Source organism: Pseudogulbenkiania subflava DSM 22618 (assembly GCF_900177275.1).
Lineage (GTDB): Bacteria > Pseudomonadota > Gammaproteobacteria > Burkholderiales > Chromobacteriaceae > Pseudogulbenkiania > Pseudogulbenkiania subflava.
Window position 1 is genome coordinate 161,165 of sequence record NZ_FXAG01000003.1, and the last position, 14,210, is coordinate 175,374.

At 59.5% G+C, this 14,210-nt stretch carries 13 protein-coding genes and 1 pseudogene; 7 read left to right on the top strand and 7 right to left on the bottom strand.

The annotated features are described in order from the left end of the window. Positions 1–151: 151 nt before the first annotated feature. The 7 genes and pseudogenes from B9N72_RS03920 (at position 152) to B9N72_RS21070 (ending at position 5,144) form a co-directional block, all read left to right on the top strand. Positions 152–1,063 (top strand): GNAT family N-acetyltransferase, encoded by a 912-nt coding sequence (locus B9N72_RS03920; RefSeq protein WP_085275130.1) that lies wholly within the window; start codon positions 152–154, stop codon positions 1,061–1,063. After that, on the top strand, positions 1,063–2,139 hold the full coding sequence (gene rfaQ / locus B9N72_RS03925; RefSeq protein ID WP_085275131.1) for a putative lipopolysaccharide heptosyltransferase III: 1,077 nt from the start codon (positions 1,063–1,065) through the stop codon (positions 2,137–2,139). The genes B9N72_RS03920 and rfaQ overlap by 1 nt, the downstream gene beginning before the upstream one ends. Then, positions 2,136–3,257 (top strand): glycosyltransferase, encoded by a 1,122-nt coding sequence (locus tag B9N72_RS03930; protein ID WP_085275132.1) that lies wholly within the window; start codon positions 2,136–2,138, stop codon positions 3,255–3,257. Before rfaQ ends, B9N72_RS03930 begins: the two co-directional genes overlap by 4 nt. Next, positions 3,254–4,231, top strand: coding sequence for a polysaccharide deacetylase family protein (locus B9N72_RS03935; protein WP_085275133.1), 978 nt, complete (start codon positions 3,254–3,256; stop codon positions 4,229–4,231). The genes B9N72_RS03930 and B9N72_RS03935 overlap by 4 nt, the downstream gene beginning before the upstream one ends. Beyond that, entirely contained in the window at positions 4,231–4,446 is a 216-nt protein-coding gene (locus B9N72_RS21665; RefSeq protein ID WP_407681296.1) for a glycosyltransferase family 2 protein, read from the top strand. The genes B9N72_RS03935 and B9N72_RS21665 overlap by 1 nt, the downstream gene beginning before the upstream one ends. Next, positions 4,442–4,591 (top strand): annotated as a pseudogene (locus B9N72_RS21670) (glycosyltransferase); the annotation flags it as partial. The gene B9N72_RS21665 and the pseudogene B9N72_RS21670, both read left to right, overlap by 5 nt. A gap of 385 nt (positions 4,592–4,976) precedes the next feature. Further along, a complete protein-coding gene (locus B9N72_RS21070) occupies positions 4,977–5,144 on the top strand; it encodes a hypothetical protein (protein WP_159453014.1) in 168 nt (55 codons plus the stop codon). A gap of 90 nt (positions 5,145–5,234) precedes the next feature. On the opposite strand, the gene B9N72_RS03950 is transcribed toward B9N72_RS21070, so the two are convergent. The 7 genes from B9N72_RS03950 to ptsP form a co-directional block, all read right to left on the bottom strand. Then, positions 5,235–6,443, bottom strand: coding sequence for a glycosyltransferase (locus B9N72_RS03950; protein WP_085275135.1), 1,209 nt, complete (start codon positions 6,441–6,443; stop codon positions 5,235–5,237). After that, complete coding sequence (locus B9N72_RS03955; RefSeq protein ID WP_085275136.1) at positions 6,443–7,570, bottom strand: glycosyltransferase family 4 protein; 1,128 nt, start codon at positions 7,568–7,570, stop codon at positions 6,443–6,445. The genes B9N72_RS03950 and B9N72_RS03955 overlap by 1 nt, the downstream gene beginning before the upstream one ends. A 33-nt stretch (positions 7,571–7,603) precedes the next feature. After that, positions 7,604–8,971, bottom strand: a complete 1,368-nt coding sequence (locus B9N72_RS03960; protein ID WP_159453015.1) for an O-antigen ligase family protein — start codon at positions 8,969–8,971, stop codon at positions 7,604–7,606. Positions 8,972–9,056: 85 nt separating this feature from the next. After that, positions 9,057–10,850 carry a lipid A export permease/ATP-binding protein MsbA gene (gene msbA, locus B9N72_RS03965; RefSeq protein ID WP_085275138.1) on the bottom strand — a complete coding sequence of 598 codons (1,794 nt, stop codon included), beginning with the start codon at positions 10,848–10,850 and terminating at the stop codon, positions 9,057–9,059. Positions 10,851–10,882: 32 nt separating this feature from the next. After that, complete coding sequence (locus B9N72_RS03970; RefSeq protein WP_085275139.1) at positions 10,883–12,028, bottom strand: glycosyltransferase family 4 protein; 1,146 nt, start codon at positions 12,026–12,028, stop codon at positions 10,883–10,885. Continuing rightward, positions 12,025–12,324: a glycosyltransferase family protein gene (locus tag B9N72_RS03975; RefSeq protein WP_234985874.1), complete on the bottom strand. Its 300-nt coding sequence runs from the start codon at positions 12,322–12,324 to the stop codon at positions 12,025–12,027. The genes B9N72_RS03970 and B9N72_RS03975 overlap by 4 nt, the downstream gene beginning before the upstream one ends. Positions 12,325–12,461: 137 nt before the next feature. Beyond that, positions 12,462–14,201, bottom strand: coding sequence for a phosphoenolpyruvate--protein phosphotransferase (gene ptsP, locus B9N72_RS03980; protein WP_085275140.1), 1,740 nt, complete (start codon positions 14,199–14,201; stop codon positions 12,462–12,464). Positions 14,202–14,210 lie beyond the last annotated feature (9 nt).

Here is a 14,210-nt window from a genome sequence, read left to right on the forward strand (position 1 = left end):
CCGAATTATACACCGCGACACCCCCTTCATTAGCCTATGCCGTTACAGCTGCGGCTTTCGAACGATAACTTTTGCGGCAAAAGGCGGGCACGAGCGCGATGGCACGTGGTTTGGGTATAAAATCGCTTTTTGAAATTCACTCACGACCCTGATGACCTGCTTGTTACGCTCCCTAGGGTGGCGCTCCGTCAGTCCAGAAGACTATAGCCTTGCGTATAGAAAATATGGTGGAAGCGTCATCAACCATCCGGACATTCTGGCCTTCATCAACCGCCGCTTCGATTGTGCTCCCTCCTACTGGGGCAAACCCGGCTCGCCAGGAGAATTGTCGGCTGTCGTGGCCACGTGGGGAGCCTACTTGGCCGGCGAGAAAGAGGCTCTTAAGCGGTTTGGCATCGACACTCGCTTCGACTTTGGCACCCCGGAAGTCGTGCTCCCGCTAGCCCCGGATTTCCGATCCTCCTTACTGTTTCGCAGCAAGCATCTTGCCCTTGATCATCAGCCCCAGATTGCCAACCTCAGTCAGCGCAACCGGGGTCGTACGCTCTGCTTTGCCAAGGGCCTGGGGGAGAACGGGATGTCCAAGCGCAGTTGCCAGCGACGCCGCAACGAGGCGAAAAAACTGCTCGAAGCAGGAGGAGAAATCCAGCCGGTGTCTGCATTTGACCCGGATCAACTAGCGACCCTCTACTCACATCTGTTCGAGAAACGCTGGCAACGCCCGTACCCTCTACGGCCTGGCTTGACAGACATGATGTCTAGCTTACGGCACCTCATGACTGGCCACGTTATCCTGATCAAAGGCCAGCCAGTTGCGTTTCAGTTCCTGCTCGCAGCACATTCCGGCAATCATTACTCCGTCGAGTACATTAATGGCGGGGTAGATCCGGCTGCTCACGAGTTTTCTCCAGGTACTGTGCTGACGTGGCTGAATGTCGAGCAAAGCTGGAATCTGGCCCAAGAGTTGGGGGCTCAATTGCGCTACTCATTCGGACGCAACTCGGCCGATTACAAAGCCCAATGGGCCTATGAAGTCCCTCTTCTGAGAACGATCACCCTGTGATGAACGCTGTCCCATCCCCTCGCCGCATCCTGGTGATTAAATTGCGCCACCACGGTGACGTCCTGCTGGCGACCCCCGTTGCCAGAACACTCAAGAGCCGCTTTCCCACATCCCGCATCGATATGCTGGTCTACAAGGAAACGAGCCCGATCCTGGATGGCAACCAGGATCTTGAACACGTCTGGACACTGGATCGCGGACTGCGCGGCTGGCGCAGACTGGCCCACCAAATGCGCCTGCTGATGACTTTGCGTCAACAACGTTATGACTGGGTCATCCACTTGTCCGACCAGTGGCAAGGTGCCGTACTGGCCCGCCTGCTGTCCAAGCAGAAAGCGATCGGTTTCGATTACCCGAAACGCAAAGGCAGCCGCTGGGCACAATTCTTTACCCACCTCGCCCCGGTGGCTCCCAGCAATACCTGCCATACGGTGGAGCAGAACCTGATGGCTTTGCTCCCCCTCGGCATTACCGCCCATGCCGATGAGGCTCGCTGTCATTTGCCCGTGACCGATGCCAGCCTGACATCGGTCAGGCAAAAGCTTGCTGTGCTCGGGGTGAAGACACCCTATATTGCCGTACATCCCGCATCACGCTGGTTCTTCAAATGCTGGGAAGACGAACGCTTCGCCCAGGTGATCCAGACATTGGCCGAAGAAGGCTGGCCCATCGTACTGACCTCCGCTCCAGACCGACAGGAACGGGAATTGATCAAGGCCATCATGGGACACACCCGCTCGGAACAGATCGTCTCGCTGGCGGGACAGCTCAGCTTGCCGGAACTGGCCGCAGTGATCCATGATGCCCGCCTCTTCCTCGGGGTGGACTCGGTACCGATGCACATGGCTGCCGCACTGGGAAAAGACACGGTAGCGCTATTCGGCCCCAGCAAGGTCAATGAATGGCGCCCCTGGATGACCCGTTTCCGTCTGGTCTATGCCGCCGATTATGGCCCGCTCATCGACCCGGATGCCGTCGACACCTCGACGAACCAACGCTACTTGGCCAATATCCCGGTAGAGCCCGTATTGGCCGCGGCGCACGAACTGCTAGCACGTGGAAACCCCGCGGCATGAAGGCGCAGACCATCCTGTTCATCATCGATGGCCTGGCCGGCGGTGGAGCCGAAAAAGTGGTGCTCTCCCTGGCGGGGGCGATGGCGGTACGTGGCCATGACGTTACCATCGCCAGCCTGCGCAAGGAATGCGCTTATCCCATCCCGGAGGGGGTGACCTTACTCCAGGTGGAAGACCACTATCGCGGGCCATTCCGCCGGCAAACAGAAATTGGCCGACGTGCCAGGCAACTCGACCAAGCCCTGGCAGGATACTTTGCCGAGCGCCCCATCGATCTGGCGATCTCGAGCCTACCGAAGACCGACCGTATCGTTGCCGCATCGAAACGGCTACGAAATGCCTGGATGTGCCTTCATGGCGCGGTAGTGCAAAGTCAGTTGGGACGGCGCCACGGCATCTCGCGCTGGTTCAAGCGGAGGCAACTGACGGCGACCTATCACCAGCGCAAACTCCTGCTGGTCTCCCCCGGCCTACAGCAGGATCTGGCCCTGTTGCCGGCGATAACGGCACAATCCCTCGTCACCATTCCCAATCCGTTCGACTTTGGCGAGATTGCCCGGCTGGCCGCGGCGCCATGTCCGCTAGACAACCAACCGTTCCTGTTGCACGTCGGTCGTTTTCATCCTGTGAAACGTCACGATCGGTTGCTGCAAGCGTTTGCACGCAGTCATTACAGCGGGCAACTCGTTCTGCTGGGCAAAGGTACCAAGCAAGAAACTTCGACGATCCGGCACGAGATTGCACGCCTTGGCCTGACGCAACGGGTGCTGCTCGCCGGATTCCAGGAGAACCCCTACCCTTATCTGCGGGCAGCCGAAGCGCTGGTGCTGAGTTCGGACACGGAAGGATTCGGCAACGTCCTGATTGAAGCACTGGCCTGTGGCACACCGGTGGTCAGTACCGATTGCCCGTTTGGCCCCCGCTCAATCCTCAGCGGTCCTTTGGCCACGGGGCTGGCCGCATGCGATCCGGACAGCTTGGCAGCCGCGATCGACCGCGTCGTGGCCACCCCCCCGCAGCTCCCCCCGGGAGCACTGGACCGATTTGCCATCGACCATGTCGTCGACCAGTATCTGGCTCTCGCCACCCTCAACACCGCGACGGACGCTAAGCCATGAAACGACCTGCATTTATCATCACCATCGACACTGAAGGCGATAATCTGTGGGGCAGCCCAACAGACATTACCAGCCACAATGCCCGCTTCCTGCCTCGTTTTCAGGAGCTGTGCGAGCAGTATGACTTCAAACCGACCTATCTCACCAACTACGAGATGGCCATCGATCCGGACTATCAGCGCTTTGCCAAGGACGTACTGGCTCGTGGCACAGGTGAGGTCGGCATGCACCTGCACGCCTGGAACAGCCCGCCGTTGGTCGCGCTGACCAAGGATGACTACCGCTACACCCCTTATTTGATCGAATATCCTGCCGAGGTGATCCGGCAGAAAATCGACTTCATGACCAAGCTGCTGGAAGACACCTTCGCCACCAAAATGGTGAGCCATCGTGCCGGACGCTGGGCTTTCAATGAGTTCTACGCGGAAGAGCTGCGCCGTCACGGCTACCGGGTGGATTGCTCGGTGACCCCCGGCGTCGATTGGAGCCGCACCATGGGTAACCCCCAGGGTGTGGGCGGGACCAACTATCGAGACTTTCCACGCCAAGCCTATTTCATGGCGGAAGACGATATCGCACGCCCGGGCAATAGCACGCTGCTACAAGTCCCCATGACTATTCGGCCAAAATACTCGCCGCTGGTGGAGACATTGAAGAATGGCATGAATAAACTACGCGGCAAAGACAAGCCGCGTTCGATGCAGTGGCTGCGTCCACGGGGAGGGAATGCTGCCGAGATGATCGATATTGCCGAAGCCGCACTGAACCAGGGAAGTGACTATGTCGAATTCATGCTGCATTCGTCTGAGTTCATGCCTGGCGGTAGTCCGACATTTAAAGACGAAGCCTCGATCGATAGACTTTATCAAGATCTTCGGAAATTTTTCGACCACATCTCCAAACGCTGCAACGGGCAAACCCTGAGCCAGTACCATGACCACTTTGTAACAACCCTCGGCAATATGGCTCAATGATGGCTCCACCAGTTATCTCGATTATCTTACCGACGTATAACGACAAAGCTTATCTTCCTGCTGCACTGGAAAGTATCACGTCACAAAGCTACGGCAATTTCGAACTCATCATCATTGACGACGGCAGCAGCGATGGGGGCTGCAATCTGTCGCGAATACGCGAGCAAGGACCACCGAGTACGTTATTTCTGACAACCCAACCAAGGCGCAAGTAGCGCCCACAATCTCGGCTTAGAACGGGCTCGTGGAGAGTGGTTATGCTTTGTCGATAGCAATGACATTATTTATCATGACCTCTTACAAAACATGCTCCAGGTTGGCGCTAATCAAGAAGCAGACGTCGTAATATGCCATGCCTAGGTTTTCAACGATCAAGACTCTCCGACATTCAGCCAAAACGCTAAAATCGAGATTGAAAATCTCGATCAAACTACTGCGCTTGCCAAACTGCTCGACGGTACCCTGATACCAAACATCGGAGCACGCCTATACCGTCGACAGCCTACGCTTCGAGACATCACTGATCAATGGGGAAGACTTCGAATTTGGCTGTCGTGTCTTCCTCGCTAGCGTGCGCATATCAATCACCAACGAGTCGATTTATGCATATAGCAAGCATCCAGACTCAGTCCTCTCTACACCCAAACCGAAGCTGCTCGAAGATCGACTGGTATTCTGCCGCTTAATCCACAGGCATCTCATGCAAGCAGGGCTGGGTGAACGACTAAAACAAGGAATCAGGATCATGGCAGCCACTCATATTGGCTATTACGGGATGAAAGATCTGGTATGCGGCCAAAAAATCGACTGGGGTTGGTTTGATCGCATGCGGCAGCAATTATGGCAAGAATTTGGGTTACGCCAGAAAAGCATTCTGGCTTTGCCATTAGCCAAAAACCCCAAAAATGGCTAGCCTTGGCATTAAATCCATCTTTAATGGCACGCGCCTTTATTGTTTACCAGCATTGGAGCCTGCACCATAAAAAGAAACAAACCAAATCACTCAGCTTAGATAATCGAGCAAACACCCATAAAGGCTATCAAGGTACTGAGAATAACTCCGCACTTCCGCTAGAGAAGAAAGAGCCTCCATGCTGAATTTCTTATATTCATCATTATTGGCCGCAATACAAACCACTGCATCTGCGATCTGCTCAGGAGAAAGTAAGGCAGTAGGAATCAGCTCATCCTGATCAGGTGCATAAACAGTGTGAGAAAACGAAGTGCTAGCTCCCGTTAGCACCCCATACTCATGAATACCTAATTTTGGATTCAGCAATAAGCCGTTATAACCAGAGCGGACAATTTCAGGAAACCCATCTACTCGACTTGCAATCACTGGCACCCCATATGCCATTGCCTCCAAACAAACCAACGGCATGGTCTCATGCATTGAGGTACTGACAAATACGTCAATATCGCGATAAAACGATGGCATGTCATCGATCAGGCCCAGCAGACGCACGTGCCGCTCCAATCCTTCACGCCGGATAAGGGTTTCGAGTACCCCCTTCTCCGGTCCCTCACCCGCAATGACCGCCTCGACGGCGATGCCACGGGCCAGGAGGTGCTTCACTGCCAACACGACCAAGGGTACGGCCTTGAGCGGCACCAGCCTGCCGGCGATCCCAATCCGCAAAGGCCGTAATGGATCGCGCTCCTTTGGTTCGATGGTGGCCGAAAGCATGCCCCGGCGCAGCGGATTGGGGCATTCACGAATATCGAATGGCACGCCATGTTTCAGCTGCAGCATGCGCGCCGCAGCGTGCGAGGCGGCTATCGCACCATGCACATGAGGTAAAAAGCTGTCGAGTTGCCGCTGACTGTGGGTATACCAACTCATGCCGTGTTCGTAATAGATCAACGGACAACCCAGTTGCACATCGGAGCTACCCAAGTCGGTAAACTGGTTCCACACCAGCACCAAGTCCGGCTTGACCTGCCGAATCAGCTGCATCCGCCGCCACTGCCTGACCCCACGAGGTCGTCGTGGCAATTTGAAGCCGAGCCAGTGGCGCGGCGTGGCCAGCAGGCGACTGAATCGGCGCACCGGCTCGACAAAACGCGGAGCCAGATCGAGGCTATCCACAATGGTGTAGTGCTCTGCCGCAATACCCTCAGGTGGCATTGCCTGAATGAAGTCGACAAACATCGACTCGACCCCGCCGACCTTTTCCAGATCAATCAGATGCAGTATTTTCAAGCGCCGCATCAGGCCAGGTTCCTCCCAGCGCGCCGCACGGCCTGGCGGTAGGCCCCCAACATTCCCTGCATCATATAATCGAAAGACATGTATTGAAGGGCGTGCTGGTAAGCTGCTTCGCGCAGATTGGCCGCCAACCCAGGCTCAGCAAGCAAACGATCGATAGCTGCCGCAAGAGCCTCGGCATTGCCAGGCGGGCACAACAGACCGGTACGCTGATGATCGATCATCTCGGGCAAACCGCCCGTAGTGGTGGCAACAATGTTCTTTTTCATCAGGAAGGCCTGGGCCACCAGACGTGTCTGTGCCTCGGTCGCAACCGACGCCACGACAACGAGGTCGGCGACTGCCAGCCAATTCTCGATATCGGGCTGATAGCCTAGGAAGCGGATGCGCCCCGCGTCCAGTGCCGAGCCGGCCTCGTGCAGCACTGCCTCCTTATAATCGGCGGTTTGCCCGGTTGCCTCTCCCAACTGAATGCAGGTGATGCCGGCATGCCGTACCAAGAGTTCCTTACAGGCACGCACGAAGTAAAGTTGCCCCTTGTCCGGCCTGATCATCCCGACGTTGGCGATCACCATGTGGTCAAGCGGAATACCAAGCCGCTCACGCAAAGAGCGACCGTCCCGTTCGGGACTGAAGCGACTCTCGTCGACGCCAGCGGCCGCGACATACACGCGCTCGGATTCAGCTAGGCCAGCCTCGGCCAGCATCTCCCGGATCTTGCCGGCAGTCACCACGATGCCATCGTTGCCACGGCGCCAGATCAATCGACGCAACGCATCGGCTCGGATCGGATCGGTAACATGGCGCGAACGGACTACCGGCACCTGTTGAAGCCATTTCACATAGGCACCGTAGGTACTGTCACGATTGCCATGACAATCGAGCAATTCGATACGTTCTCGTTTGAGAAAGCGCGATAATTCTCGGTAAGTGACTGGATTGACCGAACCTCGGATTTCCATCGCATGCGTCGGCACCCCACGCCCGCGTGCCTGCTCCAGAATTGCCGAGCCAGGACGTGCGATCACCCAAGTCGGGTGCCCTTCCCTGTTGAGCCACTCACTCTGCTCGACAATCCGCAACTCCTGTCCACCCCAGTCCATCGAGGACTCGATGTGCGCAATGCGCATGTAACCACCACTCCTAACTGATCAACTCAAGATTCAAACGCAATCCGACACGGCCCTCTGACAATGCTCCGCAATAGAGCTTTCCACAGCAGCCACCTTGCCGGCCTTCTCGCCATGACACAACGAGAGCAACATCATCGACAGAAAGAAGAACATCTCCAGCATATGATCGCGCAACACGTCGTCGATCAGGCTGCGACCGGCATAGCTCAACACCAGCATGGAAAGGAAGAGGCCCGGCACCAAGCCGTCATGATAGAAGGCACGAAAACCGCAATACATCAAATAGGCAAGCACTATCAGCCACATGAGCAGCCCCGGGATGCCATTGGCCAATGCAAAATTGATGAGGCCGGAATGACTTTGGCTGGTCGTCTTGCTCTCACCATAGTGCCGTTCCACCATTCGGTGAAAGTTGTCCCCCGCAATGCCCTGCCCTAACGGCTCTTTCAGAACCAGCAGACTACCGATCTTGATCCAGGCCAGACGCTCGTAATTGGATACATCGACCGGCTGACCATTCGGCAGGATGGGCAGGGGATACGTTTCGCGGTCCCGCCAACTCTGGAAGTGTTCGGTATCGAGCGAAATCGGCACCGTCTGCAGAAACGTTTTCCAGCGTGGATCAGATTTCCACGATACAGAGGCAACCACAACAATGAGAGCCAGACCGACGAACAAGCCCGACAAGGTCTTGACGAATCCCCAGTCACGCCCTCGGAACAAGACTGCCATCATCGTTACGGATAGCACCATGCCCAACAGACCGATAGATGCGTTGCGTGTCGCGATGACAAGGCCACTGAAGAGGCAAACGCCCAGCATGAAAAGCAGCATCCCCCCGTGAATCGGCATCCAGCGACGCTTAAGCAGCAACCGTGCCGCCAACTCGGCGAACAGGAAACTCGCGACCAGATTGATATGGACACTCATCTCCATCCTCGAATAGCCAAGGCGGGTCTGCTGCCACGGCAAGCTTCCTTGCCTGAACCACTGCCATAGCACATCCAGAGACTGAAGGAAGGGCACCAACCACATGGCAACCAGCAGGTAGCAGAACAGCATCCGGCCTCGCCCATCGCCACCAGAACGCGGAGCAAACAGGGGAAGAACAAGTAACCCCATCAAGCCTGTCTGCAGTACACGAAACCACTTGCCATTGAATGTGCCGATAAAAGCCCATTGTTTTGGGGAGTGCCATATCCCCGTCGCCAATATCCAGAGCGACAAAATAAGGATGCCCCAACCGAGTACCCGGTACGGTGAGAGGTAGGCATTACGCTCCGCTATGGGCAGTTTAAAAAACAGGTACACCATGGAGCAGAACGCCAACAGCAACGGAAAGTTGCGGTGAAATGGCAGCTGGCCATTCGGAATCGGCCAGATGAAAGCTAACAGCATCAACAGACACCAGACCGCCCACGACAACCATGCCGGAGAGAACCGCGGCGAGACGGCAGGCATCAATACAGGGAGACCCATCACTTCACTCTCTCGCAGTATCTGCCCCCAACACACTGGCGTGGGCAGAGTGGTCATGAAATTGAATCGCGTGCAACTGCGCATAGCGCCCCTTCGCTGCCAGCAAGGTCCGGTGGTCGCCGACCTCTATAATCCGCCCCTGATCCATCACCGCGATACGGTCGGCGTTCTCGATGGTGGAGAGGCGGTGTGCGATGACGATGGTGGTGCGGTTCTGCATCAGGCGCTCCAGCGCCGCCTGCACCAGCCGCTCGGACTGGGTATCGAGCGCGCTGGTGGCCTCGTCGAGGATCAGGATCGGCGCGTTCTTCAGCAGGGCACGGGCGATGGCCAGGCGCTGGCGCTGGCCGCCGGACAGGCGCACGCCGTTCTCGCCGATCAGGGTGTCGAAGCCTTCCGGCATCGCTTCGATGAAGTCGAGCGCGTTGGCAGCGCGTGCCGCGGCGACGATCTCCTCGCGGCTGACCTGGCCAATGCGGCCGTAGGCGATGTTGGCGGCCACGCTGTCGTTGAACAGCACCACGTCCTGGCTAACCAGAGCGATGTGGCTGCGCAGGCTGGCCTGTTCGATGTCAGTGAGCGGCACGCCGTCCAGGCTGATGCTGCCGGCGTCAGGATCGTAGAAGCGCGGGATCAGGCTCACGAGGGTGGTCTTGCCGCTGCCGGAGCTGCCGACCAGCGCCACGGTTTCGCCCGGCTTCACGTCCAGGCTCAGGTCGGCGATGGCGTCGCGCTCAGCATGCGGATAACGGAAGCTGACGTGGCGGAACGACAGTGCGCCACGGGTTTCGGCCAGTCTTTTCGTGCCGAGATCGGCTTCCGGCGCCTCGTCGAGAAAGCCGAACACGCTCTCGGCGGCGGCCAGGCCACGCTGCAGCGCCTGGCTGATGCTGGTTATGCGCTTGACCGGCGCGAACAGCATCAGCATCGCGGTGAGGAAAGACATGAAATCGCCCGCAGTGAAACTGCCGTGCTGCGCACGCGCCGTGGCGAAGTACAGGATCAGTGCCAGTGCCATCGAGATCACCAGCTGGGTGACGCCGGTGTTGAGCGAGGACATCGAACTCTGCTTCACCCCATTATGGCGGATCGACTCGGCGGCGCGCTGGAAGCGCTCGGCTTCGTAAGCCTGGCCACCATAAATCTTGACCACGCGCTGGCAGTCGATGGTCTCGCCCAGCACCTGGGTCAGCAGCGCCATATTGTGCTGATTCTGGTGCGACAGCCCGCGCAGGCGCTTGCCGACCACGCGCACGATCAACGTCACCAGCGGCAACACAGCCAGGCAGATCAGCGTCAATTGCCAGTCGGTATACAGCAGCAGACCCAACAGGCCGAGCACGGTGATGCCGTCCTTGACCACGACGGTAATGATGTTGAAGCCGGCCTCGGTGACCTGGTTGACATCGAAGGCGATGCGCGACAGCAGCCGGCCGGAGGGATGGTCGTCGAAGTAGCGCACCGGTAGCTGCATCAGCTTGCCGAACATCTCCTCGCGCAGGCGCTGCACCAAGTGGCCGGACAAATAGCTGGTGGAGTACTCGTTGATGTAGCTGGTCACCCCACGCAGCACGAACAGGCCGACGATGGCGAGTGGCGTCCAGATCATCGCCGCGCTGTCCTTCTGGACGAAGCCGCCGTCGATCAGCGGCTTCATTAGCCGGGCGAACGCCGGTTCGGTGGCGGCCGCCACCACCATGGCCAGCAGGGAGGCAAGAAACACGCGCCAATAAGCGCGCAGATAACGCAGCAGCCGCTTGTACAGCTCCAGGCTGCCGATCGCTTTGGAATCCGGCATGCGGGTCAAGGTATCCAAGTAAAAACAGCGGATTATACCGCGATGTGGGGATCGGGGAGGAAACGTTGATAGACGTTAACCAATTGCGCGGCCATCGCCTCCAGCGTCAGCGGCTCGGCCGTGGCACGGGCGGCGGCGGCGAGCTCTGGCCAGTCGGCGTGGCGTGACAGCCAGGCGCGCAGCGCGTCGACCAGCGCCGCCTGGTCCAGCGCGTCGTGTACCCAGCCGTTGCGCCCCGGCTCGATCAGCTCGGCCGCGCCGCAGGTGGTGGTGGTGAACAGCGGCAAGCCGCAAGCCAACGCCTCGACGCAGACGTTGGGGAACGGGTCGTACAGGGTCGGCAGGATAAAGGCATCGGCCAGGCCGTAGTAGGGCTTGACGTCGCTCTGGGCGCCGGTGAAGCGCACCCGTTCGACGACGCCCAGCGATTCGGCCAACCTTTGGTAGCGCGCGGCGTGCTTGTCCTTGCCCACCACCACCAGGTACACCCCGTCCAGCGCGGCCACGGCGCGCACGGCGCGCTCCACGCCCTTGCGTTCGAAACCGGAACCGACGTAGAGCAGCGTCGGCGCCTCGGCGGGAATGACCAGCTCGGCACGCAGCCGGACGCGGTGCTGCTCGCGCAGGCGCGGGTGGAAAGTTTCGGTGTCGACACCGTTGTAGATCACTGCCAGCTTGCTCTCGGGCAGGCCAAAATGCTGCTGGATTTCGTGCTTGATCAGGTGCGCGTTGCAGATCACCAGCTTGAGGCGCGGATCGAGGAACATGCGTCGCTCGGCGGCACACACGTAGTGGTGATAGGGATTCAGCTTGAGCGCGCAGGCGGCCCAGCCGGACAGTGCACGGCGGCGGTGCTGCAGCCAGGCGGCGTGTACGCCGTCGCCGGCACGGTAGATGTCGCAGCCGGGGATGCGCTCGTGCGACTGCACCAGATCGAAGCCCTCGTGCTGCCACAACTGGCGGGCAGCACGGGCGAAGCCCCAGTCGCGCCAGACGTTGCCAAGGTAGAACGGGTCGGCGGTCAGCGCCGCCACCCCCTCGAGCTTCTCCCAGCGCCGTGCGATCAGGCTGACCTCCAGCGCGCCGTTGGCCTGCAGGGCTGCCAGGGCGCGGCTGACAAAACGCTCGGCGCCGCCGGCGGGGTTGTACTTCTGACGCACGATGGCGAGCCGCGTCATGCAGCCACCTCCATCAACGCATAGAGTGGGCGGACCATGGCCAGCTCGGCCTTGAGTTGGCCTAACATTCCGAGCGTTTTCCACTGGCGGTCGATGGTGAACACCTGGCTGACGGCGGGGTGCGGCGTGATCATGTCGCGCGTGTCGTGGTACACCCGCGCGTCGAGTTCGGCGGGCAGGGCGTATTGCTTCAGCACCGAGAACACCGGGGAGGTCAGCAGCACATCGCCGTGATGGCGCAGCTTGATGACCCGCACCCGCTTCACGGTGGCAAGATCGATGGCGTCCTTGAGCATAAGAAAAACAGCCGGCTGTGGGGCCCTTAAAATACGCCGACGCCGCCATTCCGCGAGCAGCGGAAGGCGGCGTCAGACCGGATGAATCGGGTCGCAGCGTCGCGCAGGGAACGCGCAACGCCACCCGAACGGTACGACTAGAGCGCCGGCTCAGCGTTCAATTGTTGTAGCAGGTCGGCAATCTTATCAGGGTCCTCGCTTCTCAGCATGCGTCCGACGAGCGGCGCGATCTGGTCGAGGTGGGTCTTGAGCACGATGTCCTTGACCGACAGCAGGTTGGCCGGGTGCATCGAGAATTTGCGCAACCCCATGCCCAGCAACAGCCGGGTCAGGCGCGGATCGCCCGCCATCTCGCCGCACACCGACACCGGCGTGCCGGCCTTGATGGCGGTGCGCAGCGTGTGCAGGATCAGCTTGATCACCGCCGGATGCACCGGGTCGTACAGGTGGCTGACCGAGTCGTCGTTGCGGTCGATGGCCAACGTGTACTGGATCAGGTCGTTGGTGCCGATGGAAATGAAATCGACGTGCTTGAGGAAGCTGCCCACCACCAGCGCCGCCGACGGGATTTCGATCATCACCCCGACCGGCAGCTCGGTGGAATAGGCGATGCCCTCGTCGCGCAACTCCTCGCGCGCGTATTCCAGCTGTACCAGCGCCTGTTTCAGCTCGTGCAGCGAGTTGATCATCGGGAACAGTATCTGCAGCTTGCCGAACATCGAGGCACGCAACAGCGCCCTGAGCTGGGCGCGGAACAATAGCGGCTCGGCCAGGCAGAGGCGAATGCCGGTCAGCCCCAGCGCCGGGTTGTCAGCCACGCCGTGATTGAGCCAGCGCGGATTCTTGTCGGCGCCCAGGTCCATGGTGCGGATGGTGACCGGCAGGCCCTTCATGTTCTCCACCACCTTGCGGTAGGCCTCGAACTGTTCGTCTTCGGACGGCAGCGTGTCGCGGCCGAGGAACAGGAATTCGCTGCGAAACAGGCCGACACCGACCGCGCCGGCGGAGAGCACCCCTTCGACATCCTGCGGCAGTTCGATATTGGCCAGCAGGTCAATCGGGGTGCCGTCGAGGGTCTTGGCGTTGGACTTGCGGATCGACGACAGCTTGCGCCGGGCATCGCGCCAGGCACGCTGACGGCGGCGGTACTCGGTCAGCACCACCTCGTCCGGGTTGATGATGATGACGCCGCTCTGTCCGTCGACGACGATCATCTCCTCTTCGCGGATCAGCTCGCGCGCGTGGTGCAGCGCGATCACCGACGGCAGGTCGAGGCTGCGGCCGAGGATGGCGGTATGCGAAGTGGTGCCGCCGACGTCGGTGACGAAGGCGGCGAAACTGGAATCCTTGAAGTACACCATGTCGGCCGGCGACAGATCGTGCGCCACCAGGATCATGTCGTCGTCGAACGCCTCCGGAGCGGCCAGCGACGAGGCCTCGCCCTTGAGGTTCTTGAAGATGCGCTCGACCACCTGCAGCACGTCGTGCTTGCGCTCGCGCAGGTACTCCTCCTCGATCGCCTCGAACTGTTCGACCAGCGCATCGCATTGCAGCTTGAGCGCCCATTCGGCGTTGCAGCGCTGGGTGGCGATGATGTCGCGCGGCTCGCGCGAGATCGCGACGTCGCCCAGCAGCATGATGTGCAGCGACAGGAAGGCGCCCAGCTCGGCCGGGGCGTTTTCCGGGATGCTGCCCCACAGCATCTCGAGTTCCTTGCGGGTCGCCTTGACCGCTTCGTCGAAACGGGCGATTTCCTCCGGCACCTCGTCCGCCACCAGCACGTAGTGGGTCACGTCGTCCATGCTGCGGGACATCAGATGGGCACGCCCGATGGCCACCCCGCCGCCGATGGCAACGCCGTGCATGATGATGCTCATGGTCCCCGT